Annotated in this window: 23 protein-coding genes, 1 tRNA gene and 1 pseudogene; 16 read left to right on the plus strand and 9 right to left on the minus strand. The window is 64.6% G+C overall.

Annotated elements, in window-relative coordinates:
• Positions 1 to 49: 49 nt before the first annotated feature.
• Positions 50 to 568 carry a pyridoxine/pyridoxamine 5'-phosphate oxidase gene (locus E3T50_RS11015; RefSeq protein WP_134551843.1) on the plus strand — a complete coding sequence of 173 codons (519 nt, stop codon included), beginning with the start codon at positions 50 to 52 and terminating at the stop codon, positions 566 to 568.
• 165 nt (positions 569 to 733) lie between these two features.
• Here the strand turns inward: E3T50_RS11015 and E3T50_RS11020 are convergent, their stop codons facing one another.
• Genes E3T50_RS11020 through E3T50_RS11030 form a run of 3 tightly spaced genes read right to left on the minus strand, consistent with a single transcriptional unit; the run spans position 734 to position 4,272 of the window.
• Complete coding sequence (locus E3T50_RS11020; RefSeq protein ID WP_134551844.1) at positions 734 to 1,744, minus strand: acetamidase/formamidase family protein; 1,011 nt, start codon at positions 1,742 to 1,744, stop codon at positions 734 to 736.
• A gap of 4 nt (positions 1,745 to 1,748) precedes the next feature.
• Complete coding sequence (locus tag E3T50_RS11025) at positions 1,749 to 3,167, minus strand: APC family permease (RefSeq protein ID WP_241978483.1); 1,419 nt, start codon at positions 3,165 to 3,167, stop codon at positions 1,749 to 1,751.
• 58 nt (positions 3,168 to 3,225) lie between these two features.
• On the minus strand, positions 3,226 to 4,272 hold the full coding sequence (locus tag E3T50_RS11030; protein WP_166784277.1) for an ABC transporter substrate-binding protein: 1,047 nt from the start codon (positions 4,270 to 4,272) through the stop codon (positions 3,226 to 3,228).
• Positions 4,273 to 4,395: 123 nt separating this feature from the next.
• On the opposite strand from E3T50_RS11030, the gene E3T50_RS11035 reads away from it, so the two are divergent.
• A complete protein-coding gene (locus E3T50_RS11035; protein WP_134551846.1) occupies positions 4,396 to 4,905 on the plus strand; it encodes a MarR family winged helix-turn-helix transcriptional regulator in 510 nt (169 codons plus the stop codon).
• A 62-nt stretch (positions 4,906 to 4,967) separates the two neighbouring features.
• On the opposite strand, the gene E3T50_RS11040 is transcribed toward E3T50_RS11035, so the two are convergent.
• Positions 4,968 to 5,040, minus strand: a tRNA-Lys gene (locus E3T50_RS11040).
• Positions 5,041 to 5,141: 101 nt separating this feature from the next.
• Between E3T50_RS11040 and E3T50_RS11045 the strand changes: the two genes are divergently transcribed.
• The 3 genes from E3T50_RS11045 (at position 5,142) to E3T50_RS11055 (ending at position 7,706) form a co-directional block, all read left to right on the plus strand.
• Positions 5,142 to 5,771, plus strand: a complete 630-nt coding sequence (locus E3T50_RS11045; RefSeq protein ID WP_134551847.1) for a DNA-directed RNA polymerase subunit beta — start codon at positions 5,142 to 5,144, stop codon at positions 5,769 to 5,771.
• 304 nt (positions 5,772 to 6,075) lie between these two features.
• A complete protein-coding gene (locus tag E3T50_RS11050; RefSeq protein WP_241978484.1) occupies positions 6,076 to 6,660 on the plus strand; it encodes a sigma-70 family RNA polymerase sigma factor in 585 nt (194 codons plus the stop codon).
• A complete protein-coding gene (locus E3T50_RS11055; protein WP_134551849.1) occupies positions 6,657 to 7,706 on the plus strand; it encodes an anti-sigma factor in 1,050 nt (349 codons plus the stop codon). The genes E3T50_RS11050 and E3T50_RS11055 overlap by 4 nt, the downstream gene beginning before the upstream one ends.
• Here E3T50_RS11055 and E3T50_RS16750 read toward each other — a convergent pair.
• Positions 7,703 to 7,831 (minus strand): hypothetical protein, encoded by a 129-nt coding sequence (locus E3T50_RS16750; RefSeq protein WP_255454279.1) that lies wholly within the window; start codon positions 7,829 to 7,831, stop codon positions 7,703 to 7,705. The genes E3T50_RS11055 and E3T50_RS16750 overlap by 4 nt on opposite strands.
• Here E3T50_RS16750 and E3T50_RS11060 point away from each other — a divergent pair.
• The 3 genes from E3T50_RS11060 to E3T50_RS11070 all read left to right on the plus strand — a co-directional run bounded on the left by E3T50_RS11060 (position 7,830) and on the right by E3T50_RS11070 (position 11,415).
• Positions 7,830 to 8,717, plus strand: a complete 888-nt coding sequence (locus E3T50_RS11060) for an aminodeoxychorismate lyase (RefSeq protein ID WP_134551850.1) — start codon at positions 7,830 to 7,832, stop codon at positions 8,715 to 8,717. The two genes, E3T50_RS16750 and E3T50_RS11060, sit on opposite strands and share 2 nt — an antisense overlap.
• A gap of 195 nt (positions 8,718 to 8,912) precedes the next feature.
• A complete protein-coding gene (locus E3T50_RS11065) occupies positions 8,913 to 10,223 on the plus strand; it encodes a UDP-glucose dehydrogenase family protein (RefSeq protein ID WP_134551851.1) in 1,311 nt (436 codons plus the stop codon).
• 166 nt (positions 10,224 to 10,389) lie between these two features.
• Positions 10,390 to 11,415, plus strand: coding sequence for a YeiH family protein (locus E3T50_RS11070; RefSeq protein ID WP_134551852.1), 1,026 nt, complete (start codon positions 10,390 to 10,392; stop codon positions 11,413 to 11,415).
• 27 nt (positions 11,416 to 11,442) lie between these two features.
• On the opposite strand, the gene E3T50_RS11075 is transcribed toward E3T50_RS11070, so the two are convergent.
• Positions 11,443 to 11,919, minus strand: a complete 477-nt coding sequence (locus E3T50_RS11075; RefSeq protein ID WP_134551853.1) for a hypothetical protein — start codon at positions 11,917 to 11,919, stop codon at positions 11,443 to 11,445.
• A gap of 98 nt (positions 11,920 to 12,017) precedes the next feature.
• A complete protein-coding gene (locus tag E3T50_RS11080; protein WP_134551889.1) occupies positions 12,018 to 12,362 on the minus strand; it encodes a TFIIB-type zinc ribbon-containing protein in 345 nt (114 codons plus the stop codon).
• A gap of 291 nt (positions 12,363 to 12,653) precedes the next feature.
• Here E3T50_RS11080 and E3T50_RS11085 point away from each other — a divergent pair, with 291 nt between their 5' ends.
• The gene (locus tag E3T50_RS11085) at positions 12,654 to 14,873 is read left to right on the plus strand and encodes an acyltransferase family protein (protein ID WP_134551854.1); all 2,220 of its coding nucleotides are present in this window, start codon (positions 12,654 to 12,656) and stop codon (positions 14,871 to 14,873) included.
• Between the two features lie 46 nt (positions 14,874 to 14,919).
• On the opposite strand, the gene E3T50_RS11090 is transcribed toward E3T50_RS11085, so the two are convergent.
• A complete protein-coding gene (locus E3T50_RS11090; protein ID WP_134551855.1) occupies positions 14,920 to 15,546 on the minus strand; it encodes a flavin reductase family protein in 627 nt (208 codons plus the stop codon).
• Between the two features lie 80 nt (positions 15,547 to 15,626).
• On the opposite strand from E3T50_RS11090, the gene E3T50_RS11095 reads away from it, so the two are divergent.
• The 7 genes from E3T50_RS11095 (at position 15,627) to E3T50_RS11125 (ending at position 23,657) form a co-directional block, all read left to right on the plus strand.
• Positions 15,627 to 16,394 (plus strand): HAD-IIB family hydrolase, encoded by a 768-nt coding sequence (locus E3T50_RS11095; protein ID WP_198417980.1) that lies wholly within the window; start codon positions 15,627 to 15,629, stop codon positions 16,392 to 16,394.
• A gap of 118 nt (positions 16,395 to 16,512) precedes the next feature.
• The gene (locus E3T50_RS11100; protein ID WP_166784278.1) at positions 16,513 to 17,571 is read left to right on the plus strand and encodes an acyltransferase family protein; all 1,059 of its coding nucleotides are present in this window, start codon (positions 16,513 to 16,515) and stop codon (positions 17,569 to 17,571) included.
• Entirely contained in the window at positions 17,568 to 18,500 is a 933-nt protein-coding gene (locus E3T50_RS11105) for an alpha/beta hydrolase (protein ID WP_166784279.1), read from the plus strand. The genes E3T50_RS11100 and E3T50_RS11105 overlap by 4 nt, the downstream gene beginning before the upstream one ends.
• A 105-nt stretch (positions 18,501 to 18,605) precedes the next feature.
• Positions 18,606 to 20,216, plus strand: coding sequence for a tyrosine-protein kinase domain-containing protein (locus tag E3T50_RS11110; RefSeq protein WP_166784280.1), 1,611 nt, complete (start codon positions 18,606 to 18,608; stop codon positions 20,214 to 20,216).
• A gap of 77 nt (positions 20,217 to 20,293) precedes the next feature.
• Entirely contained in the window at positions 20,294 to 21,298 is a 1,005-nt protein-coding gene (locus E3T50_RS11115) for a glycosyltransferase (protein ID WP_198417981.1), read from the plus strand.
• On the plus strand, positions 21,295 to 22,425 hold the full coding sequence (locus tag E3T50_RS11120) for a hypothetical protein (protein WP_134551859.1): 1,131 nt from the start codon (positions 21,295 to 21,297) through the stop codon (positions 22,423 to 22,425). The genes E3T50_RS11115 and E3T50_RS11120 overlap by 4 nt, the downstream gene beginning before the upstream one ends.
• Positions 22,422 to 23,657 (plus strand): glycosyltransferase family 4 protein, encoded by a 1,236-nt coding sequence (locus E3T50_RS11125; RefSeq protein ID WP_134551860.1) that lies wholly within the window; start codon positions 22,422 to 22,424, stop codon positions 23,655 to 23,657. The genes E3T50_RS11120 and E3T50_RS11125 overlap by 4 nt, the downstream gene beginning before the upstream one ends.
• Here the strand turns inward: E3T50_RS11125 and E3T50_RS16260 are convergent.
• Positions 23,611 to 23,969, minus strand: a pseudogene (locus tag E3T50_RS16260) (hypothetical protein); the annotation flags it as partial. The gene E3T50_RS11125 and the pseudogene E3T50_RS16260 overlap by 47 nt on opposite strands.

The following is a 23,969-nucleotide window of genomic DNA, read 5'->3' on the forward strand; positions in this document are numbered from 1 at the left end:
CGCGGCGCTCTGACGTTCATTTTTCGCAGCTGCCGGGTAAGCTCGCGGCGTGAGCGAATCCTTCAGTCAACGCCTCCGGGCCCTCCCGGACTTTCCGAACGATCTCCCGAAATTCGATCCGGCCAGTGCACCGGCGGATTCCGTTGACCTGTTCCTCGAGTGGCTCGAAGCGGCGCTCGTGGATGGGGTACCGCAGCCGCACGCTTTCAGCCTCGCGACGACGACCAAAACCGGTCAGGTATCGTCCCGCATGATGATTCTGAAGAACATCGACGAGGGAGCCTGGCATTTTGCCAGCACGACAGGCTCCCGCAAAGGCCGGGAACTCACCGCAAACCCGCAGGCCGCCATGAATTTCTACTGGGCGAAATTTGGTCGCCAGGTGCGCGTTAGTGGCGTGGTCACCCTGCTTTCGGCCGAGGCATCCGCTCGCGACTGGGATGAGCGCCCCGGTGCCGACGGCCGCGACAACCCCGATTGGCAGCTTTTTGCCCTGCATCCCACGGAGGTGGAGTTCTGGCAGGCGAGCAGTGATCGCCACCACATACGCCACCGGTACGTGCTCTAAGGCCGGGCTCAAAACATGCGTTCGCCCGACCTGGCGTAATCGTGGTGGCTGATTCACGAAATTTTACGGGCACCACCACTTTTCACCAGTCGCATCGATGCGGGCGCCGTCGGCACATCAGCGCATGCAAGTGCGCACCGAACCTGTGGGAGTTTGACGTCAGGGCTACCGCGCCGCAGTGTATTCCTCGGCTGCGGCGCGCAGCCGACCGTGCACTCCGCCGTAGGCTTGAGCGTCCTTCAGGGTCCACTTGGGCAGTTTCGCAACCATCGTATAGTTGGGATCGCATACGTTTGCGGCGGGCGAGAGTCCCATTTGGCTGACCAGCTGGTACGCATCGAGAGTGTCGAGACCGGTCAGGTCGGAAGCCCAGTTCACGAGATCTTTCTGGCTGATCCGAAAGGCGTCCTCCAAGGGCCGCGCTGACCCGGTGCTCATGATGAACTCATCGTTTTCGAGCCGCGGCCACGCTGAGGCACCGCCCTTGATCAGGTCGAGGGCGATAACCGAGTGCATGGCCGATTCGAGTCCGGTGCCACACACCTCGCCCTCGCCCTGGCGCGCGTGACCATCTCCGAGCGACAACATTGCCCCGGCGACATTGACCGGAAGATAAAGAGTCGTCCCGGCTCGCGCTTCCGGCGTGTCCATATTGCCACCGTGGGTGGAAGGCGTCACGACCAACCGAACCTCACCGCCCGCCGGAGCAACACCCACCGTTCCATACATGGGATCGAGCGGGAGGGCGAGCGTGTAGTCCGAGTTCTTGGCCCGAAACGTCGCCGTCCAGGCATCCAGATCGAGACGATAGAACCATACCCGCTCCTCAAGCGGCTCGTGCAGCATCGCCGTCTCGTGCGTCGCCGAGAGTGCGCCAAAGAGCGGGAAGGTACTCGAGATGGCGTACGAGCGCGCCGGGACGATCGAAACGAAATGTACGGCCAGCAGGTCACCGGGTTCCGCACCGACCATTTCGATCGGACCGGAGACCGGATTGAGCTCGTTGAACGGCACGATCTGACTGGGAATGTCTCGGGGGTTCGTTACCCGTCCGCCAAAGCAGTCCTCCGTGCTGACTTCTACGATATCGCCGGGGCGCACGCTCAGTAGGGGGTCACGCCCCCCGAACACATAGGAATACTGTTCGGGGAGGGGAGCGAGCTGGTGAACTGTCATATCGCTACCTCGTCTCAGTCTGTGCAGACTCGACGGGAACAGGGTTGGTCATGCGACCCGATTTGTAGAGTATGACCGCAACCACAATTCCCAGGATCAGCCATGCCACGCCGAGGATCTGGGCGGATACGCGGGCGTTATAGAGCACGAAAGCGAGAACCACGAATCCCAGTACCGGGAAAACCAGGTGCACGAACCAACGCCGGGATTTCTGCCTCCCGATGAACCACCACACGACCGACACATTCAGCAGCAGGAATGCCGTCAAAGCGCCAAAGTTGACCAAAGCAGCGATGGCACCGAGTCCATCCGGCAGAAAAGTCAGGAACAGTCCCAGGATGAGGGAGATCGCGGCGACCAAAAATGTTGCGTTGACCGGTACGCTGTGCTTCTCACTCACCTTGGCGAGGAATTTGGGCAACTGGCGGTCGCGCGCCATCGCGTAGAGCAGGCGAGACGTCGATGCCTGAGCGACGAGTGCATTGGCAAAACCCCAAGCGATAGCGGTCGAGGCTGCGGTCAGGATGTACATGAACGGTCCGCCAGCGACAGCGGCCGCCTCGTAGAAGGCCACTCCCGTCGGGTCGCCGTTGGCGATGAGGGCTGCAGGGTCTTCCACCAGCATCGAGGCGACCCAAGTCTGTGCGATGAACAAAACGCCCAGCAGACATAGCGCGGCGATCATCGAGCGACCGAGAGATTTGCTGCTGCCGCTGTTTTCTTCGGCCAGGGTGGAGATCCCGTCGAAGCCCAGGAACGACAACACGGCGATGGAAGCCGCGCCGAATAGCAGTGGAAGGGAGAAGGTATCCGCATTGTAGAACGCGTCGAGGCTGAATCCCTGGCCTTTGCCCTGCGAGATGGCGACAATGCCGACAACCAGAAAGATGGCGAGCACCAAAAGTTCGAGCACCAGCATGACGCGGATCACGACGGCGGCAAGGTGGATGCCCAGGTAGTTGATCACCGTGTTGAGCGCCACGAAGAGGATCAGCCACAGCCAAATCGGAATCTGGCTGATAATTCCGTTCATCGCGATGGCAGCGACAAAGTAGAGCAGGGTCGGAATGAGGATGTAGTCAAGCAGGATCATCCAACCGGCGATGAAGCCGACGGGACGGTTGATCCCTCGACCGGCGTAGGTGTAAACGGACCCGGCCATCGGGAAGGCCTGGGCCATTTGTGAGTAGGAATTGGCCGAGAACATCATGGCGACCAACGCGATGATGTACGCAACCGGCGGCATTCCGCCCGAGTCGTGGAAGACACCGCCGAAAATAGCGAAAGGTGCGATCGGAACCATGAAAATCAAGCCGTAGATAATGAGGTCGCTGAAGGTCAGCGTTCTCTTCAGCTCCTGCTTGTAGCCAAATTGTTCGATCCCGGAAGTGGCCGTGCCAAGAGGGTTGGTCGTGGTGCTCACGCGTGATCCAATCGTCGTCAAAAAACATCATTGTTTCCAAGTGGAAATTTTCATCAGGCTACACCCCGTGGGGCATCCCAACAATCTCGAGATCGGTGTGATTCGCACGCGCCAGCTGCATCGGTCGGCGCGTGAGGTCGAATTCGTGCTTCGGTCTGCCTGCGGGACTGCCCGCGCCTTCGGCAAACAATTGTCCGGCCGCGTCGACCGCCGATTTGTTGGCGAGCAAGCCACTCATACACAGGGCGGCCAGCACATGCACGCCGTCGTAACATCCCTCGGCATAGGAACCTGGAAGGGGTGCCGTCAGTCCAAAGCGTGCGACGTAGGATGACAGCAACCGAAGATGCCGATCATCAGCCTGCTGCAAAAAAGTGGGCATGGCGGAATACAGCTCACCGCTCGAGTCGCCGCCGACGGCAACCAGACAGTTTTCGTCCAGGGCGGTACAGAGCCTCACAAAGGACTGGCCGGCATCCAACTCGGTGACCCCACGGTGAAATTCGATGCCATCGCGGCCTACCAGTGAGATTAAAATCGCGTCGGCACCCGCTCGCCGGGTTGCCGCCACGAGTTCGGCTACATTGACGTGGCCCATCGGCACCAGCCGGTCTAGCACGACGTGCTGCCCGAGCTCGCGCAGCACCGAAGTGGCCGCTTCATGTACTTGACGCGGCCAGACATAGTCATTGCCGATAAGAGCCCATCGCGTCACCCGTCGATTCCTGGCCAGCCACGCTATCGGCTGACGCAGATGTTCCTTGGGGTCGCTGCCGAGAAAGACGCTCCCTGCGCGGGCCCGACTGAACTCGTGCGGGGGAGTGAAAACGTAAGGTACCCGATCGGCAACACGCGCTTCCACGGCTACCCGAATATTGGATGTATGCGTTCCCACCAGGCCGTTGACCAGCCCTGCTCCGACCAGAAGATCGACCTCGCGAGCGACAGCATCGGGCATGCCGCCCGCATCGATCAGGAGGAGTTCCATGACCGACTCGGTGGCCAGGCAGATTTCCTCCCCGGCCAAGATTGCGCAATTGATGATTGACGGCCCAGCCACGCCCAGCAGGCCTGACAGCGGCGCGAGTAGTCCCAGCCGAAGCACGCGCGGAGCGGGGCCGCTCAGCAGAACTTCGCTCGGGAGTAATATGCTGACCGGTGACGACATGAACCCCATTATTGCGCCTGAGAAATCACCAGTCGTGTCACACACTTGCCGAGGAGGGGAATGGCCGAGGATTCGCACAGCGCACGGCCCGGGCAAGGATTCGCGGCCCCGCTGGCTGAACTGGTTTGGACGCTGTCCGACCTCGAACGGCGTCTCTGGCTTGGGTTGACGGTTGCGCTATCGGAGGAGGGGGCAACGCCCGATCAGTGGCGCATCTTAGAGACACTGGAGAGACTCGACTCGCCGACGATGGGGGAGCTGGCTGAGGCATCGGGTATGGCGAATGCGAGCCTGAGCCGAACGGTGGACGCACTAGAGGACGCGGCCTGTGCCTTTCGATTACCGACCGTAACCGACCGCAGGCGAATCACAGTGCACGTATCCGACAGGGGTCGTCACAAACTTGTACGCATTCGTGGGATCGTCGCGGCTTGGGAACGAACTCTCCAGCAGAGGCTCGGTTCGGATGCCGTCACGGCTTTGCTCGAAGCCGCTAACTTCACCGCGCGTGCGCTGGGTGGCAAAGGTGCGGATTTTGACCCGCAATCTCGCACCGACGGGCCTCGCTAACGCGAAATGCGCACCGAATCACAGGATTCGGTGCGCATTTGCCGCGCTACGTGCGCTCATTGTGGGCCCCGTCGGGCTCGAACCGACGACCCAAGGATTAAAAGTCCTTTGCTCTACCAACTGAGCTAGAGGCCCGTAGGCTCTAATCTACCGTGGATTCACGCCCAGCTTTTCTCGGTAGCGTGGAGGCACCAATAAACGCCACCCGAGCGCGCACTGGAACGAGGAGAACCGCCATGGCAGACAACTTCCACAAGCCCACCCTGTTCTCCGCGAACAAATTCGAAGCGTTCCAGGGTGGCGACGATCCCGCCGCCATCAGCCGGGTCGCCCACGAGACCGCACAGGCCCTGCTTAACCGGGTGCGCAGCGACCCCGATCCCGAGACGGTCGAGCGCCTCGTCGCCTACACCGACGAGCACGGCATCGACGCGGTTGCCGAGCTGTGGTCGAGGGCCGCTCCGCGCAGCCTGCCGGGCGCACTCTGGCGCATCTACCTCATTCGCATGCTGATTCGGCAGGATCCCGACGGTTGCGCGTACCTTTATCAACGGGGAACGGATGCTGCCGCCACGATCGATCCACTCGTCGCGGGCGCTGCGGTGCCCACCGGTCCGGCGGAGATCATCATTCTCGCCGACGAGATTCTGCGTGGATTGTTCACCGGTGACTTCGCCGTCGCCCTCGACCGTGGTGCCGCCTACTGCCGGGTTACCGCGGTCGGAGCGGCGAGCATCGCCGACGACCTCGAGCTGACAGAGCCCCACCGCTCCTCAGAGTTGACGACGCGGGCACTGCGCTTTTCCACGACCGGCGCCGAATTCACCGCCTGTGCCCGCCTCTGGCGACGAGACTCGCTCGAGTAGCCCGGAATCTGCTGTGCGCCGACGGCGAACATTCGACGCCGACGGCCCAGCTCGAATACACTGGAATCTGGTCGGGCCGCAGTAATCCCGGGTTCCATTATTCGCCGCTCCGAGCGGCCTCGCGCCGAGAGGTGCTCTGCGGCCCGGCCTTCCTTATCCCGTCGGCTCTGGAAATACCGACCGCGATCACCGTAACGGTCCAATCGCCATTTTTCGCGGATTATTCTCGGCTCGACCAATCCATAAGGCACTTCGCACCGAACCCTAGTCATGGAACGGGACAAGACCTGACATGCTTGGTCTCATGACTGTTGATTCCGCCGGAGACCTCGCACCGGCAGCCCCTGCCACCAAGGAGGAGCTGCTCACTCGAGTAGCCCACGGCGACCAATCGGCCTTCGGAGAACTGTATGACCAGATCGCCCCGCGGGTGCTCGGCCTCGTCAAGCGTCTGCTTGTGGACCACGCACAATCGGAGGAAGTGACGCAGGAGATTTTTCTGGAGATCTGGCAGTCGGCGGCGAGATACGAATCAACGCGTGGTGGTGCGAGCACCTGGATTCTCACCATGGCACACCGGCGCGCGGTCGACCGCATTCGGTCGTCGCAAGCCGGACGCGACCGTGATACCAAAATCGGAATCCGTGACCTGGCCGTTGCCTACGATCACGTTGCCGAAACTGTTGAAGTACGAATCGAACATGAAAGGGTGGAGAAGGCGATGACTCGATTGACACAGCTGCAGCGTCAGGCTGTCAGCCTCGCGTATTACGGCGGGTTCAGTCACAGTGAGGTCGCCGACATGCTCCACATTCCTTTGGGCACCGTGAAAACGCGGCTCCGCGACGGACTGATCCGCCTGCGCGATGAATTGGGTGTGGCAGCATGACCGAACGTACTGGGCAAACTGAGCAACACCCGGCCGACTTGGCCGGCGCGTACGCCCTGCACGCCCTCGACGCGCAGGACAGCCGCACCTTCGAGGCGCACCTCGCTACATCTGAGGGTGCTCGCATCGAGGCAGCCGAGTTGAACGATACTGCCGTGGCCCTCGGCCTCGCCGTGGCGCCCGTGCAGCCCTCCGCCGCGCTCAAGGTCAACCTCATGTCGATGCTTGCGTCGACTCCACAGCTTCCGCCGGTGCCTGCATCGCGTGCCGCTGCTCCTGCGCCTCAGGCATCGGCTGCTGCCGCTCCTGTTTCAGGGGCGACGCCGGCCCCCACCGCCGCGATCCCCGGCGATGCGGATGCAGCACCATCCGCCGAGGCCGCCGCGATCCCCGGCGATGCGGATGCAGCACCATCCGCCGAGGCCGCCGCGATCCCCGGCGATGCGGGCGCAGCACCGTCCGCCGAGGCCACCGCGCCTGCCGACACCGGAGCAACCCGGCCGGTCAGCGACATCCGGGCGGCTAGCGGAGTCCCGTCGGCCGGGAAGACGCGCGCGTCGGGGGCCACGGGCCGTGCCCAGACACGCTGGTTCCAGCGTCCAGCCCAGTTCATGCTGGCCGCCGCGGCTGCGGCTGTTCTATTCGTAGGTGGCGCCTTTCTAGGGCAGTCATTCAACAACAACCAGTTCGAGTCGCAGCAAGCCTCCGGGCTGGCGCAGATCAACTCGGCCGGCGACTCCCAGCGGGCGGCGACCACCACGGCCGACGGCCAGGAAGCCACCCTGGTCTGGTCCAACACGCTGGGAATCTCGGCGCTGCTGGTCGACAACCTGCCCGTGCTGTCCGGCAATCAGGATTACCAGCTCTGGTACATCAACGGCGAGGGCGCGGTTTCGGCCGGCATTTTCGACTCGAGCGGCGACGGCACTGCCTGGCGCGTGCTCGATGGCACGATGCACGCCGGCGATCAGGTCGGCGTCACGGTCGAACCCCAGGGTGGGTCCGACCAGCCCACGAGCAATCCGATCATCGCCTTCCAAAGCTAGCCCGCTGGCCGCACGCGCTTTTGCGCCGACTGACGTGCCTCCCGGCCGGTGGGTGATTCGGTCGGGGTGGAGGCATCCGCTCGCCGCAGTGAGCGGATGCCCGCGCGAAGTAGGCTGAAGGGCATGAGATTGCCCTTCACCCTGCTGATCGACCCCATGCCAGCCGACTCGGTGCAGCCGAACTTTGATGAAACGTTTCACGAAATGGATTCCAGTTCCCCGGCCCTACGCGTCGGCGAACTGAGCACCCAGCGCGGCGACGGGATTTTCGAGACCCTCGCCGTCGTCAATGGCCACCCGCAGGAGGTCGAGCCGCACATCAGCCGGCTGCGCAATTCCGCGCGTATCTGTGATTTGCCGATGCCGAACGAAGAGCAGTGGCGCGCAGCGATCGCCTACGCCGTCACCCGTGTTCCGCAGCGTGGCGAGATCGCCCTCAAGTTCGTGCTCAGCCGCGGCGTCGAGAGCGGTCCGGCGCCGACCGCCTGGCTGCACGCCACAGCCGCCGCCGACTTCAGCACGGTACGTACGCAGGGCGTGCGCGTGATCACCCTCGACCGCGGTTACCCACGCGGAGTCGCTGAGCGCGCGCCCTGGCTGCTCATGGGCGCCAAGACTCTCAGTTATGCCGTGAATATGGCGGCCATTCGCGAGGCTCACCGCCGCGGCGCCGATGACACCATCTTTCTCACCACCGACGGCTTCGTCATGGAGGGCCCGACATCAAGCGTCGTGTTGCGCAGCAACGGCACCTACATCACGCCCGCGCCGAGTGGAGCGATTCTGCACGGAACCACCCAGCAGAGCGTGTTCGACTACCTGGGTAACCAGGGCGAACGGGTCGAATACCGTGATGTCACCGTCGAGGAGCTTCGCCGAGCGGATGCCGCGTGGCTCGTCTCCAGCGTGCGGCTGGCTGTGTCGGTGGTCGCTCTCGACGACGAGCCGTTCCCCGCCGATCAAGCCCTGACCGAGGCCTTGAACGCCTACCTGCTGGCCCGATCCGCATAGTCGCAAACGGGCTCGTCACGGCGCCCACCTCCGGAGTGCGCGCCTACTACGGCTGGCGCGCCCGCCCGGAGTGGGCGCGGCCATGGCGCAGCCTCGGGCCCGCCGACAACGCGGATCGGGCATCTGCCGGGTAAAACGCTCGAATTGAGCAGCAATGCCACGCCCAGTAGGCTCTGGGTTGACCGAGAGGAATACATGAGAATATCTGTCATTGGATGCGGCTACTTGGGTGCCGTACACGCGTCGGCCATGGCCGAACTGGGGCACGACGTCGTCGGCATCGACGTCGACGCCGCCAAAATCGCCCAACTTTCCGTTGGCAAGCCCCCCTTCTTCGAACCCGGACTGCCCGAGGTTCTCACGTCGGCCATGAACAGCGGTCGTCTGCGGTTCAGCACCGATATCGCGGATGCCGCGGGCTCGCAGGTGCACTTCATCGCCGTCGGCACGCCGCAGAAGCCCGGCAGCTACAGTGCCGACCTGCGTTACGTCGATGCCTCCGTGAAATCGCTCATCCCGCATCTAGCCGACGGCGACCTCGTCGTGGGTAAGAGCACGGTGCCGGTGGGAACCGCCGCCCGACTGGCCGACCTCATCGCCGCCGGCAGCAGCGCCTCACTGGCCTGGAACCCGGAGTTTCTGCGCGAGGGATTCGCCGTGCAAGACACCATCCGCCCCGACCGCCTCGTCTACGGGGTGCCTGCCGGAGCGGCCGGGGAACATGCCACAGCGCTGCTCAACGAGATCTACGCCACGGCCCTGGCCGCCGACACCCCTCTCGTCATCACCGACTACGCCACGGCGGAGCTGGTCAAGGTCGCCGCGAACGCGTTCTTGGCCACCAAGATCAGCTTCATCAATGCGATGGCGGAGATCGCCGAGGTCACCGGTGCCGATGTCACCCAGCTGGCGGATGCCATCGGCTACGACGGCCGCATCGGCCGGCGCTTCCTCGGTGCCGGTGTCGGCTTCGGCGGTGGCTGCCTGCCCAAGGACATTCGAGCCTTCACCGCCCGCGCCGAAGAGTTGGGGCGCGGCGAGTCCGTGGCCTTCCTCAAAGAGATCGACAAGATCAACCTGCGTCGGCGCCAACGCGTCGTGGACCTGACCGTTGACGCGCTCGGTGACTCCGTCTACAACGCCAAGGTCGCTGTGCTCGGCCTGAGCTTCAAACCGCACTCCGACGATGTGCGCGACTCGCCGGCGCTCGACGTGGCCGTGCAGCTGCGTGGCCTCGGTGCCGAAGTCATGGCCACCGACCCGCAGGCCATCGATAACTCACGGGCGCGCCACCCGCAGCTCGTGTACTCAAAATCGCTCGAAGACACCCTGCGGGGAGCGGATGCCGTCGTGCTCGTCACCGAGTGGCCCGAGTTTCGGCACCTCGACCCGGTTTGGGCCGGCTCGCTCGTGGCGACGAAGACGGTCATCGATGGCCGCAATGCCCTCGACCCCGCCGTCTGGCGCGCCGCCGGCTGGACCTACCGGGGCCTGGGTCGCCCCTAACCCTCCATGGCTACGGCCAGGCGCATATTCGCTGGACGGGCGACTTCGCCTGGGTGCACCCACGCGTGGTCGACTTCACCTGGGTCATCCCGCGCCCGGTCGACTTCGCCTGGGTGCACCCGCGCCTGGGCGGGGCACACCGGCACGCCCGCCTAGACTCGTATAAATGTGGCTTCGAGGAGTACTCGTGGCGGCCCTCGCCGCCCTCGCCGCCTGGGGTGTGCACGCAGCAGTGCCCGCCATCCCACTGCTGACCGTGGCTGTCGTACTCGGAATCGTCGCCGGCCAGATCCCGGCAGCACGTCCGGCGCTCGCCGGAGCCCTCGCGCCCGGCCTGTCCGTCGCCGCCAAGCCGCTCATGCAGCTGGGAATCGTGCTGCTCGGCCTCAAACTGAGCCTCGTCGACATTGCCGCGCTTGGCTGGGCAACCGTCGCGACGACCGTCGCTATCGTGCTCACCACCTTCGCCGGCACCCTGGGACTTGGCCGTTGGTTCGGCTTACCCGGCCACCAACCCCTGCTCATCGCGACGGGATTCAGTATCTGCGGTGCCTCCGCGATCGGTGCCATGAGCGGCGTCGTCCAGGCCAAAGACGAGGAGACGGCTACCCCGATCGCCCTCGTGACCCTGTGCGGAACCCTTGCGATCGCCGTGTTGCCGTTTTTGTGGCATCCGCTCGGGTTGAGCGCACTGCAATTCGGCCACTGGGTCGGCGCCGGCGTACACGATGTCGGTCAGGTCGTTGCGACCGCTCAAATTGCCGGCTCAGCCGCGCTCGCCGTGGCACTCGTCGTCAAGCTCACCCGGGTACTCATGCTCGCCCCGGTCATCGCCGTCGCCTCCATGGTCGAGCGTCACCACCAGGCAGGGCGCTCCACTCTCCTTGCGGATAACGCCCCTGCTGCTAGCGTGAACGCGCGCGGCGTGGCGAAGCGCCCACCCATCCTTCCGCTTTTCGTCGCTGGTTTCATCGTGGCGATGCTCGTGCGCACGCTGATCCCGCTGCCCGAGCAGGTGCTCAATGCCGCCGACGTTGTTCAGACCGGGTTGCTCGCGATGGCACTCTTTGCTCTCGGAACGGCCGTCAACCTCGGTACGTTGCTCCGCACGGGGGGCCGGCCGCTAGCTGTCGGGCTGCTGTCCTGGGCACTGATCGCAGCTCTCTCCCTCGGAGCCGTCCACCTGATATGACTCGGCAGCCCGGCGTGCTCACGCCCGCTACGGTTGCGCGGCCCGTTGCCACGGCGGTATGACGAAGAGCGCAACATGGCCCGCGAGAGCGACGACAGCGACAAAGATGGCACCAAGATGCACGTTCAGCGGACTCCCCCCATACATGGTGACGCCGACGACGAGCAGGGTCAGCGCCAGCACCGCAAGCGCCACCCGATAGTGTCGGCGCAAGCCGATCAGCACCAGCAACGCCGGGACAACGAACAGGATGATGCTCGCAGCATTCATCGCGTTGACCATGTCCACCAGGGGGCCCAGCGGCCCGATCCCGTCGAACAGGGATCGATAAAACATGGCGAAGCAATGGAATGCCAGACCGACAACGCCGCCGAAGAGCAGAACAGCGTCCACCCCCGACAGCCTGACCGAGCGCCCGGCCAGGGGAAGCTGGGGCACCACCAGCCGCGCCAGCAGGATGAGAACGGATACCCCGGCGAGCGCGACCGCAAATGCTGCGGTCACGCTGCCCTCAACAAACAAGCCGAGCCACCGGGCGAAGTTGGTTCCGCACTGACTCGAGCATCATTCCAAGTCATCGACTAACTCCTATACTTCGGGGTTTAGCCGAAGAGGTCTCCGAGCCAGCTTTCCTTCTTCTTCGGGCGATAACCATCCCGATGGTCACGATCGCGGTCACGATCATATCCGCGGTCGCGGTCGCCATACTGCGGAGCCCGGGTGCGAGCATCCGGATACTGCTGTTGCTGGGGCACAGCGACAACCACGGGTGCCGCGCTGGCAACCTGAGCGGGCGCCGCAGCAGCAAATTCCTTTTCGGCACGATCAATAATCTTGTCGAGCTCACCGCGGTCGAGCCAGACGCCGCGGCATTCTGGACAGTAATCGATTTCTACGCCGCTACGTTCGCTCATGACGAGAGTGGCGGAGTCGGTTGGGCACTTCATAGGGTTCCTCCAGTACAGGTCGGTCTTCAACCCTAAACAGTGAACTCCGGCTGTTCCTGAGAGCCGCACACCGGCCAGGGCCACCGGCGCTGACCGGCCGCGAAAACCGGCCTCGACCGCGAAGTCGCCGCTTCGCAGCATCGGCGGCGAATCCGGGCACGAGCACCGCAGGCGCTCGGGTTCGCCGGTGCGGGGTTTGCCGAAAGAGTTGAAATTACGTCATAATCGCAGAGCGCGTCCCAATGCCGGGGCGACCAGGTACCAGTTCCGAAATAGAGTCGGAGGCTATGAATGTCCGTTCAGTCCATGTTGGAACACGGTCGGCGCGGACCAGTCCCGGCCAACGCCACCGGCGGCAAGTCCGCCACTCGAACCTTTCGCGGTGACATCGAGGGCCTGCGCGCCGTCGCCGTGGTCGTCGTCATTTTTGACCACCTGCTGGGCTGGCCCTCCGGCGGCTTCATCGGCGTCGACATCTTCTTCGTCATATCCGGCTTTCTCATCACGAGCCTGCTGCTCAAGGAACATGCCCGTACCGGCCGCATCTCCCTCGTCGACTTCTACCGCCGTCGCATCCGTCGCATCCTGCCGGTCTCCCTGTTCGTGCTCGTCGTCACCGTGGCGGTCGGGTTCCTGCTCCTGCCGAGCGCCCGCGCCCTGAGCACCCTCTGGGACGGCATCTATTCGGCACTCTTCGTCGCCAACTGGCATTTCGCGTTCGTGGGCACCGACTACCTGCAGGCCACCAATGCCGTTTCCCCGCTGCAGCACTATTGGTCGCTCGCAGTCGAAGAACAGTTCTACTTCGTCTGGCCGTTCCTGCTCATCGTCATCTTCGCGCTTGTCGGCCGCCGCTCCCTGAGCGCCCGGGCCCTCGTCACCACGGTCGCCGTTACCACCGGTGTCATCACCCTCGGATTCCTGGCCTGGGGCTTCTTTGAAACCTCCACCAGCCCTGCCATCGCCTACTTCTCCACCGGCGCCCGCGCCTGGGAACTCGGCATCGGCGCCCTGCTCGCCGCCTCGGCACCTGGCATCGCCAGGCTGCCCGAAGCCGTGCGCCCCGTGCTCGCCTGGCTCGGCCTCGCCCTCATCGCCGCCAGTCTCGTGCTGATCAGCCGCGACTCGCCGTTTCCCGCGCCGTGGGCACTGCTGCCGGTCCTGGGAGCAGCTCTGGTCATCGCAGCCGGCGTCGGCCAGCCCACGCAGCGCCTGCTGTTCCCCCTGACCAACCCGCTCAGTCGCTACATCGGTAAAATCTCCTACTCGCTCTATCTCTGGCACTTTCCGGTGGCGATTCTGCTGGCCACCGTCTTCGCGACCGACTCGCCGATCTACCTGCCGCTCGCCCTCGTGCTGATGGTCGCCCTCTCGGTGTTCTCCTTTCACTTCGTCGAAGATCCCATCCGGCGTTCACTCTGGCTCGAGAATTCCCACACTCGCCAGCGCGAACGGATGCTGCGCCCCGCCGCGGAGCACCCCTGGGGCATCAGCCCCGCTCGGGCCTGGATCGGCGCCCTCGTGGTCGTCACCCTCGCCATCGTCCCGATCTCGTTCGTTGCCGTGAACGCCCGTACGGCGTCCGGGTCGGCCGTGAACCCGGCTCCGCTCGGCGCGGACGCCGAGCCTGCCGTGGAATCTCCCGCCTTACCCGCGACTCTGCTGACTATCCGGCAGGCCGCCATCACTGCTGCCCTGACCAGCACCGCCTGGCCCGAGACCTCCCCGGCGTTCGACGCGCTCGGCGACGACTCCGGCGCCCCGGAATGGGTCGACGACAACTGCCTCTCGGTCAGTGAGAAGAACGCGGCGGGCTGCCGCTACGGCGATGCCACAGCGGCCAAGACCGCGGTGCTGCTGGGTGATTCCATGGCGATCAGCTACATGCCGGCCATCCGCGCCGCACTCGAACCACTCGGTTATAACGTGCAGTCGCTGACCATGTTCTCCTGCCCGGCCGTCAACATCTCGGTCGCGCCCAAGAATGCCTCCGACGCGTCCGCCGCCGCGTGCGACGACCACCACGCCTGGGTCTACTCCGAGGTCGCCCGACTATCGCCCGACCTCGTGATCATGTCGAGCCTGGCTGGATCCATCGTGCGCCTGGCCAGCGGCAACGAAGGAGCCGTCGCTCTGACCGAGTGGCAGACCGCCACGGTCGACACGATCACGTCATTGCAGGGGTCAACAGACCACGTCGCGGTGCTCTCGCCGCCGCCGGCCAGTACCCCGTTCGCCGAGTGCAAGACTCTCACGAGCGCCCCCGCGGACTGCACCTATAGCCCGTCAAACCTCTACCAGAAGGTCGTCGCGAGCGAGCAGGACGCAATCGAGCAGTTTGGCGACTTCGCCCAATACGTCGACGTCGTGCCATGGCTGTGCGTCGACAATAACTGCCCGGCCTTCGTCGACAACACTCCGGTGTTCTTCGACGGGCAACACTTCGTGCGCGAGGCCAGCACCCAGCTCGGCCCGCTGCTGGCCGAGGCCCTGTTCCCGCCGGCCGCCTGACCCTGGCGAGCCGGCGCATCCGCTTATCGATCCCGGTTTAGACGATTCACTGCTCGCGCGGTCGAAACTCGCGCGGCCAGTCGCTCGCACGAATGCGCTGGATCTCCTTGACCTCGCCGATCGTTCCCCACTCGTCGAGGCCCAGGCGCGACAGGGGCCGCAGCTTCTCAACGAGCGGATGCCCGCCATCGTCGAGCACGTCAGATGCGACGGCGATGTGGGTCACCTCGCCGAACACGAGCGTGCAATCGCCGAGCTCCAGCGTGGAATGCAGGCGGCATTCGATTGCCGCGGGGGATTGGGCCACCCGCATGGATCCCACGGTCAGGCTCGGCTCCCGCGTGAGCCCGGCCCGGTCGAACTCGCTCTCCTGGGGCTCGAAGTCAGTGCCGGTCGCGTTGACCTCCTCGAACAGTGATTCCGGCGTGAAGTTCACCACGAAGTCCGCAGTGGCGAGAATATTGCGCAGGGTGTCCTTGACGCCCACCGAGGTGAACTGCACGATTGCTGGCGAGACGGATGCCACGGTGAAGAACGAATGCGGCGCCAAGTTGTCGACACCCGTCGCTGAACGGCTCGACACCCACGCAATGGGCCGCGGCACCACGAGCGAGTTCAGCAGGCGGTAGAAGTCACGGCGGGGCAGATTCCGGGGATCAAAGTCAGTACGCACCCGTTCAGGCTAACAACTCGCCCCGCCGACCGGACCGCGCGCATACTCCCGCACCCGACCTGCGCCGATAGAGTGGTCTGGTGTCTATTCTTCCCCGCCTAGTGGCCTTCGACCTCGACGATACGCTCGCGCCGTCCAAGTCTGCGCTCGACCCGACCATGATCGACCTGCTCGTGAAGCTGCTCGGCGTCACCGAGGTCTGCGTTATCTCCGGTGGCCAGTTCGGGCAATTCCAGTCGCAGATCATCGACAACCTGCCCGAGATCAGTACCGACAATCTCGCCCGCCTGCACCTCATGCCGACCTGTGGCACCCAGTACTATCGCAGCGACGACCAGGGCTGGACCCAGGTGTACGCCGAGAACCTCAGCGACGACCAGAAGGCCCGGGCCCTCGGCGCCGTCGAGCAGACCGCCCGCCGCCTGGGTTACTGGGAAAGCGAGACCTGGGGCCCCATCCTCGAAGACCGCGGTTCGCAGATCACCTTCTCCGCCCTCGGCCAGGCTGCGCCGGTTGCCGCCAAAGTCGGCTGGGATCCGACCGGTGAGAAGAAGAATGCCCTGCGCGAGGCCGTGCAGGCACTGCTCCCCGACCTCGAGGTGCGTTCCGGCGGGTCGACATCCGTTGACATCACCCGGCAGGGTATTGACAAGGCCTACGGCATGATACGGCTGGCTGACCTCACCGGTGTTGGCCTTGAAGACATGCTGTTCGTCGGCGACCGCCTCGACGAGAACGGCAACGACTATCCGGTCAAGGTTCTCGGAGTGGAGTGCATCGCCGTCGAGGGTTGGCCCGACACTGCCGCCCTGCTCGAAGACCTGATTCCCCGCTATGTCACCGTCTGAGAAGGGCGCAGACCGGCGCTAGCACCGCAGCTCGGGGCGGACTGAGCTACTCGATTCCGCTAAACCTAAAAAAGCGGGCACGATTCCATCTTGAGTTTTTCTCGTGTACATTTCGTTTGTGAAAACGATTCAGGCCCCCGAGAACCGCGAATGGATCAACTTCGCCAAGGGCGCGGCGATCATTCTTGTCGTGCTGTACCACTCGTCGTTGTTCCTCAACGACCTCGGGCTGGCCGGCAGCACACCGCGGTTGCGCCTCGTGCTTGGCTTCTTTCCGATGCCGGTGTTCTTCTTCGTTGCCGGGCTCACGGCAGCGCGCATGCTCACCTGGAACCTAAAAGATCTCTGGCGTCGCCGCCTGCTCGTGCTCGTGTATCTGTACCTGCTGTGGTCGTTCATCCGCGTCGTGTTCTATGTCGTGGTGCCGCACCTTCGCGGCACCGAACGATCCCCGACCGATCTGTACAACATTGTGCTGCTGCCGGTGTGGCCCACCAGTAGTTACTGGTTCATCTGGGCTCTGGCGATTTTTACCCTGCTCGCCTGGCTGCTTCGTAGGCTGCCGGTCACAGTGCAAATCGGCCTCGCCACTGCCTTGGCGATCGTATCGACAACGCCGGGAGTGCTCGACCTCGATAACGTCGGCTGGGACCGTGTCGCCGCCAACTTCATCTTCTTCATCTCCGCCATCTACTGTTCGCACACGGTCTACCGCCTGGCCGCCCGGGTGCGCGTATGGCACGCCGTCGTGCTCGTCACCGCGTATATCGGACTCGCCGTGCTTCTCGTGCCACTGCACCTCTCGCGCATGCCCGGGCTGATCCTGCTCGAAAGCGCCGTCGCCGTCGCAATGGGCGTCGCCCTGGCCACCCTTTTGGTGCGCGTGAAGTGGCTGAACTTCATGAACACGCTCGGTCAATACAGCTTTCAGATCTACCTGCTGCACCTGTTTCTCGTGGCGGGCGCCCTCGCGCTGCTCGCCCCGTTCGCCGATGCGCCGTGGCTCCAACGCTCCGGCAACGTCCTGCCATTCCTGCTCGCTGCAATCGTGCTCGTCGCCTCGCTCTATCTCGCCAGGATCCTGCGCCGGTTCTCGTTCCTCTGGGTCAGCCCGTTCCGCACGCGCCAGACCAAATCGGTCCAGCGTCGGGCTCACTTGAATGGAGATCTGTTGTGAAGAAAACCCGGCCTCTGTCGGCTGTGCTGCTCGCAGCAGGTGTCGGCTTGCTCGCTGTGGGTGTGGTGCTGAGCGGCTGCTCCGTCTCGTCCACCAAGCCCGCCGCGAATGCGCGCGGCGACACGGTCGTGCTGCAGAATGACCTGCAGTACGGCACCGTTAGTGGCGAGAAGCTTCTGTTGAACGCCTGCCTGCCCAAGGATAAGAAGGCGCCCAGCGCAGCGGTGATCCTCATTCACGGCGGGGGGTTCGACAGCGGAACGAAGGATGTCGGCGGTATGAGCGCCCTGTGCTCGGAGCTGGCCGACGGCGGCATCGCGGCCTTTTCGGTGGACTACCGGCTGGCTCCGAAATTCCCGTATCCAGCGCAGGTGGACGATGTCACCCATGCGCTCGAATGGTTGCGCGAGCCGGATCAAGTCGCCGAGTTCGGCATCGACCCCGAACGCATTGGACTGGTCGGCAGCTCGGCCGGAGCAATCATCGCCTCCTCGATCGGAACCAGGGGCACCGGGAGCCTGACTCGCGGTGACCGGGTCGCGGCGGTGGTGGCACTGTCGCCGGCGGTCGACCTCACCAAAGCTGGCCTCGTGCTCGGTGACCCATCGAAAAAGGCGGTCGCCTCGATTCTGCAATATCTCGGCTGCTCTGACTTCACCGATTGCCCGAACGCCCGCGACGCGTCGGCACTATACTCTGTCGACAAGACCGATCCGCCGTTTTACGTGGCCATCTCAAAAAAAGAACTCGTTCCTCTCCAGCAGGGCCAGGCCATGGCGCGCGCGCTCCAAGCGGTCCACGTGCCTGTCATTCTCGATGTGAAACCCGGTAAACGACACGCCTTGGAGCTTCTCGACGAGGCCACGAGAGCAAGTATCCGGCAGTTCCTGCTGGACAATTTGGTCAACTCCTCAACACAAACCAAATAAATCCCCATTGCGGACTGTCCAAAAGTGAGGTTTTTTATGCCAACATGGGGACTTGTCGCCGTGCACCCGAAGCACGACGCGTCGATAACGCGGGGAGAAGTGCATATGGAACTGAAACGACTGGTTCGAATTTTGCGAAAACGGTGGATTCTTATCGTCGCCTTCACCCTGCTTGGCGTGGTCGGTGGAGCAGCCGCGGCGATGCTGACCCCGGTGCAATACGAATCGTCCACCCGAGTGTTTGTGGCCGCGAAGATCCAACTCCTGTCCACTCCCGGTGACCTCGTGCAGGGCAACAACTTCGTGGTGCAGAGGCTGCCGTATTACCTCGAAGTCGCCACGAGCCCCCGTGTGCTCGATCCGGTGATCGCGAGCCTGGGCCTCAATGAGAGCGCGGTCGACCTCGCCGAGCGGGTCACGGCCACGACCCAGCCGGGCTCGGCCGTCATCGAAATCGCCGGCTTCGCCCCAACGGCGGACGCCGCGCAGCAGCTCGCGCAGTCCGTTTCGGAGAGTTTCACCGACGTCGTCATCAACCAGCTGGAAACGCCCGCTGCCGGGGGTGCGAGTCCGGTCACGGTCGGCGTTCTCGACCCCGCTGTCGCCCCCGACAACCCCGCGCTGCCCCTGCTCTACCTCAACCTCGCCGTCGGCCTGGTGACCGGACTGCTGCTGGGCTTTGTCACCGCCCTCATCCTGGGGCTGCTCGACCGCCGCATCTACAACCGCGACGACATCGAACGACTCACGGTCGTTCCGGTGCTCGGCGGTATCCCGCGCGAAGCGCGCGCCACCCCGATCATCACACCCGACGGTGCGTCTACCGCCCGCGCTGAGGCGTTCCGGGTGCTGCGCACCAACCTGGAGTTCGCCGACGCCGACGCCGACACTAGTCGCCGCAGCCTTCTGGTGACATCCTCGGTCTCGGGGGAGGGTAAAACCACGACGCTTGTGAATCTTGCCATCGTGCTGGCCGAGAGCGGCGCAACTGTCGCCGTGATCGACGCCGATCTGCGAACTCCCCGGCTCGCCCACTACCTCGGCCTCGACGCCGATCGTGGTCTGACCGACGTGCTGGTTGGCGATGTGCAGCTCAAGGAATCCCTGCAATTGTGGGGCACGCTGCATCCGCTTACCGTCTTGACGTCGGGCAGGATCCCCACCAATCCAAGCGAATTACTCGGATCGGTTGCCATGGGCACGGTGCTCGACGTGCTCAGCAGCAGCTACGACTACGTACTCATCGACGCTCCGTCGGTGCTCGCGGTGACCGATGCGGCCGTGCTGAGCCGCTGGGCCGGCGGCACCATTCTGGTCGTCGGCGCGAGCCGCGTGCGCGAACCCGAACTGATCGCCGCCTTCGCTGCCCTCGAAGCGGTGGGTACCACGCCGCTCGGCGTCGTGCTGGCCATGGTTCCTGCACGTGGTCCCGACGCGCTCGTGCGTGACAACGGCTTCGCGGCTACCACCCGATCGACACCCCGTGCCACCCGCACGACCAACGCGAATACGACCGACGCTGCTGGCACGTCCGACGCGAACACGTCCGACGCGAACACGACCGACACGAATACGACCGACGCGGACACGACCGACGCGAATACGTCCGACGCGAATACGACCGACGCGGACACGACCGACGCGAGTCGTTCCGTCCCGCAAAACGGCGAGTCTGCCCGGATAGATACCTCAGCCCAACAGCGCGTCACCTGGTAGCCCACCCATCGCGCTCCGTGACGCACGTTCGAGGACGCGCGTTGGAAACAGTTCATCGGTACCCGAAGGGAGCCTGAGTGTCCACGCATGCGTCACACCCGATCGATCCGTCGACTACCCCGAGACGGAAGCTTTTGCTCGTCGCCTCCACCGGCGGGCATCTGGCCCAGTTGGTGCGGCTGGCACCGGGCCTCGGAGCCACGCCGAGCTCGCTCTGGATCACCTTTGATTCCGCGCAGAGCCGGTCCTTGCTCGCTGGCCGTCGCCGCATCCACGTACCATATGTGCGCCCCCGCGACTACCTCGGCATGATGCGGGCGGCCGGCATCCTGCGCCGGGTGCTGCAGCATGAAAAATTTGACGGCGCCGTGAGCACCGGGGCTGGCCTCGCCGTCGCCGCGCTCCCGCAGGCCGCGCTCTGCGGCGTGCCGAGCCTGTACATCGAGAGTGTCTCCCGGGTCGAGGGTCCATCGCTCAGCGGGCGGATACTCGCTGCCAGCCACCTCGTCAGCCTGCGCACCCAGCATCCAGCCTGGGCTACCAAGCGCTGGCGCACACACCCCAGCGTGCTCTCCACCTACCAATCGTTGACCCGGCGCGCGCCGGATCATCCCCGCCTCTTCGTCACCCTCGGCACCATCGAGGGCTACCGATTCGATTCCCTCGTCGATGCCGTGCTCGCGAGCGGCTTGGCCGATGAGCGCACCGTCTGGCAGCTCGGTTTCACCACCAACCGCACCGATCTTCCCGGTGAGGTGTGTCAGATCATGCCGACCACGCAGTTCATACACTCCGCGCTGACCGCCGACGTCGTCATCACCCACGCCGGCGTTGGCACCTTCATGGGGCTGCTCGAAATGGGTATCTTTCCGGTGATCGTGACCCGCCGTAAGCACCGCAACGAACACGTCGACGACCACCAGATGCAAATCGCCGAGCTCGCCCAGCGCCTTGGGGTGGCCCGTGCCGTTGACGCGCCCGACCTGACGGCTGACGTCATCCGTTTCGCGGCCAGCCGTGCCATCGCCACTACCACTACCACCACCACTGCGGAGCGCATACCGCAGTCCAGCGACCAATGAGCGAACGCACGCGACACCACCGGAGACCGCGCGAAATCTTCGTGCCCGCACGTGGCCAATACGACAACATCGGTGACATTCTGCTGCGTCGCCAGTTGCTCGACTGGTTGCGCACAAGCGGCCCGCTGCACGTGTATGTCGGCGAGGCACCCGACGGCTACGCCGAGGGCCTGGGGCTGAGACCCGACGACGTGCGATACCGCTCCTTTCGCCGCTGGTACACGGCGGCGCTGCGAAGTGCGGCGCGCGGCCGGGCCTCGTACGTGTTCAAACCCGGAGAGATTCAGCTCACCCTGATCGGCATGAAAGAGCATCTCGCCATGCTGCCAGTGCTTGCCCTCGTGCGCGCACGGCACGGCCGCGTCGCCCGGATCGGCGTGGGCAGCCGCAACTTTGCGCCGCTGCCGCGTGCCCTCATGGGCCCCTCGATCGCGCTATCGAACATGTCGATGTGGCGGGATGCTGCGACGGCGGGGTATCTCGGGCAGGGCGGGATCATGCCCGACCTGGCCTTTGCCGGAGTCAGCAGCCGTGCCACTGTGAGCGATGCCGATGCGGGTGGTACCGACTTGAGCGGTAGCGCGCGCCGCGACATACTCGTCGTATCGATGCGCTCCGACCTCGGCTACCCGAGCGCCGCATGGCTCGCCGGGGTGCGCGCCGTCGCGGCCGACAACGGACTCGAAATCTGGTGCGTCACCCAGGTATTGCGCGATGACAATAAGTGCGGCCAGCTCGCCACCGACCTCGGGGGTCAGGCGTTGCGCTGGAACGGCACCGCCCACGACGAGCAAGAGCAGCGTCTGCGCGCACTGTACCAGCGGGCGGCGCTCGCCGTGAGTGATCGCCTGCACGTGCTCGTGGGCGCCCTCACCGAGGGGGCGGTTCCCGCCGCGCTCCTGGTGGACACTAAATCCGACAAGATTGCCCGGCACTTCGCCGCCGCCGGACTGCACGACGTGAGCATCGCCAGCTCGGGCTTGCGTGCCGACGAGATCACGGCGCGGTTGCAGAACCTGGTCGGTCGACGCGCGGCTATCCTGGCCGGGCTGGCCGAGGCCCAGGACGAATTACAAACCGTTCGTCGCCTGCTCGATCAGGTGCTCACCCACGAGAGCGTGCGGTGAGCCTCGCCGCAGCGGGCGACACCGGGCCGATCGATGTCGCACGGGTTGAATCCGAACCGATCGAGACCGAACCGAGCAACATCGTGCCGCCCCCAGTCTCAGCCTTGCTCTCTGCCCCCGCCCCCGCTTCGGTCCCAATTCTGCCCGTGCCTTCCATGAAGACGGAACGGCTGCTCGCCGTGCACATCGGGCGCAGCGGCGAGGTTGCCGGCGGTATGAGTCAGGTCGTCAACGGTTACCTCGCTCATTCCTTCGCCGACTTCGACGTGCGTCTGGTCTCCTCGCGAGATGGCAGTGGTGGGGTACGGGCGGCCATAGTGGCGGGATCCGCTTTCTGGAAGCTGCTGCGGTTAGCGGAACCCGAGCGTACCGTCGTAATCGCGCACCTCTCGCAGGGTGGCTCCTTTGCACGCGAAGGAGCCTTGCTTGCTCTCGCCCGCGCACGCGGGTTCGCCACGGTGGCCCAGCTGCATGGCAGTTCCTTCGCCGACTTTGCCAAGAAACGACCCGGCCTGGTCGGGCGTATTTTGCGCGCGGCCGATGTGGTGCTGACCCTGTCGGCCGAGTCGCGCGCCGTGGCCGCCGAATTTGTGCCGGGGGAACGAACCGTGCTCGTACCGAACGCGGTCGCCGACGGCGTCGTTCGGACGATCGAACCGCTCGTGGTGTTCGGCGGCGCGGTCAGTAAACGCAAGGGCGTGGACGTGCTCCTGGCGGCGTGGCAGCGGGTTGCGCCCGAGCATCCGCTCTGGCGACTCATCATCGCCGGTCCGATTACCGATCAGCCCGTGGCGCCGCTCACCCGGGCCGAGTTCGTCGGACCGCTCAGCCACCGGGCCCTCATGGTGCTGCTCGAACGGTCGGCGATAGCGGTGTTGCCCTCGCGTGACGAGGCGATGCCCATGTTCATTCTCGAAGCCATGGCCCGTGGCAACTGCGTCGTGGCGACCCGGGTCGGAGGGATTCCCGAAGTGCTCGCGAACGGTGTGGGGGTGATCGTGGAACCCGGCGATGTCGACTCGCTCGAATCGGCGCTGCGGCAGGCGATGACGGATGCGCCGTGGCGCGCCAAGAAGGCGGATCTGGCCAGATCCGCCTTCGCGGCCACCTATTCGGCGACCGCCGCCTTTCCGCTGGTCGAGCGCAGCTGGAGGACTGCCCTCGACCTGAGATCACAGCGTGTGGCTACGAAATACACGCCTGGTTCGAGAACCCGGACCCTGCCAGGGTGACCCTGTTCGAGCAGTAGACCTTGGTACCGCTGGAACCATTGCTGCCCTTTTCGTGGATGTAGAAACCATAGCCGGCCGCTTGGACCGCGACGGTGTTGCCGAAGAACGAGTTGCGCAGTCCCCAGCCGGTGACGCTTCCGTTGACCGCGAAGCCGTGCAGCGTGCTGTTCTTGCCCTGGTTGTTGTAGATCTGCCAGTCGTTGCCCTTGACCTTGACCCATTCATTGGCTCGCGGCATGTTGGCGCCATCGATGACGTTGTCGCGAATGATGCCGTTCGAGGTGCCTTCCTTGACCTCGATCGGTTGTGAGC

Source organism: Cryobacterium gelidum (assembly GCF_004403985.1).
GTDB lineage: Bacteria > Actinomycetota > Actinomycetes > Actinomycetales > Microbacteriaceae > Cryobacterium > Cryobacterium gelidum.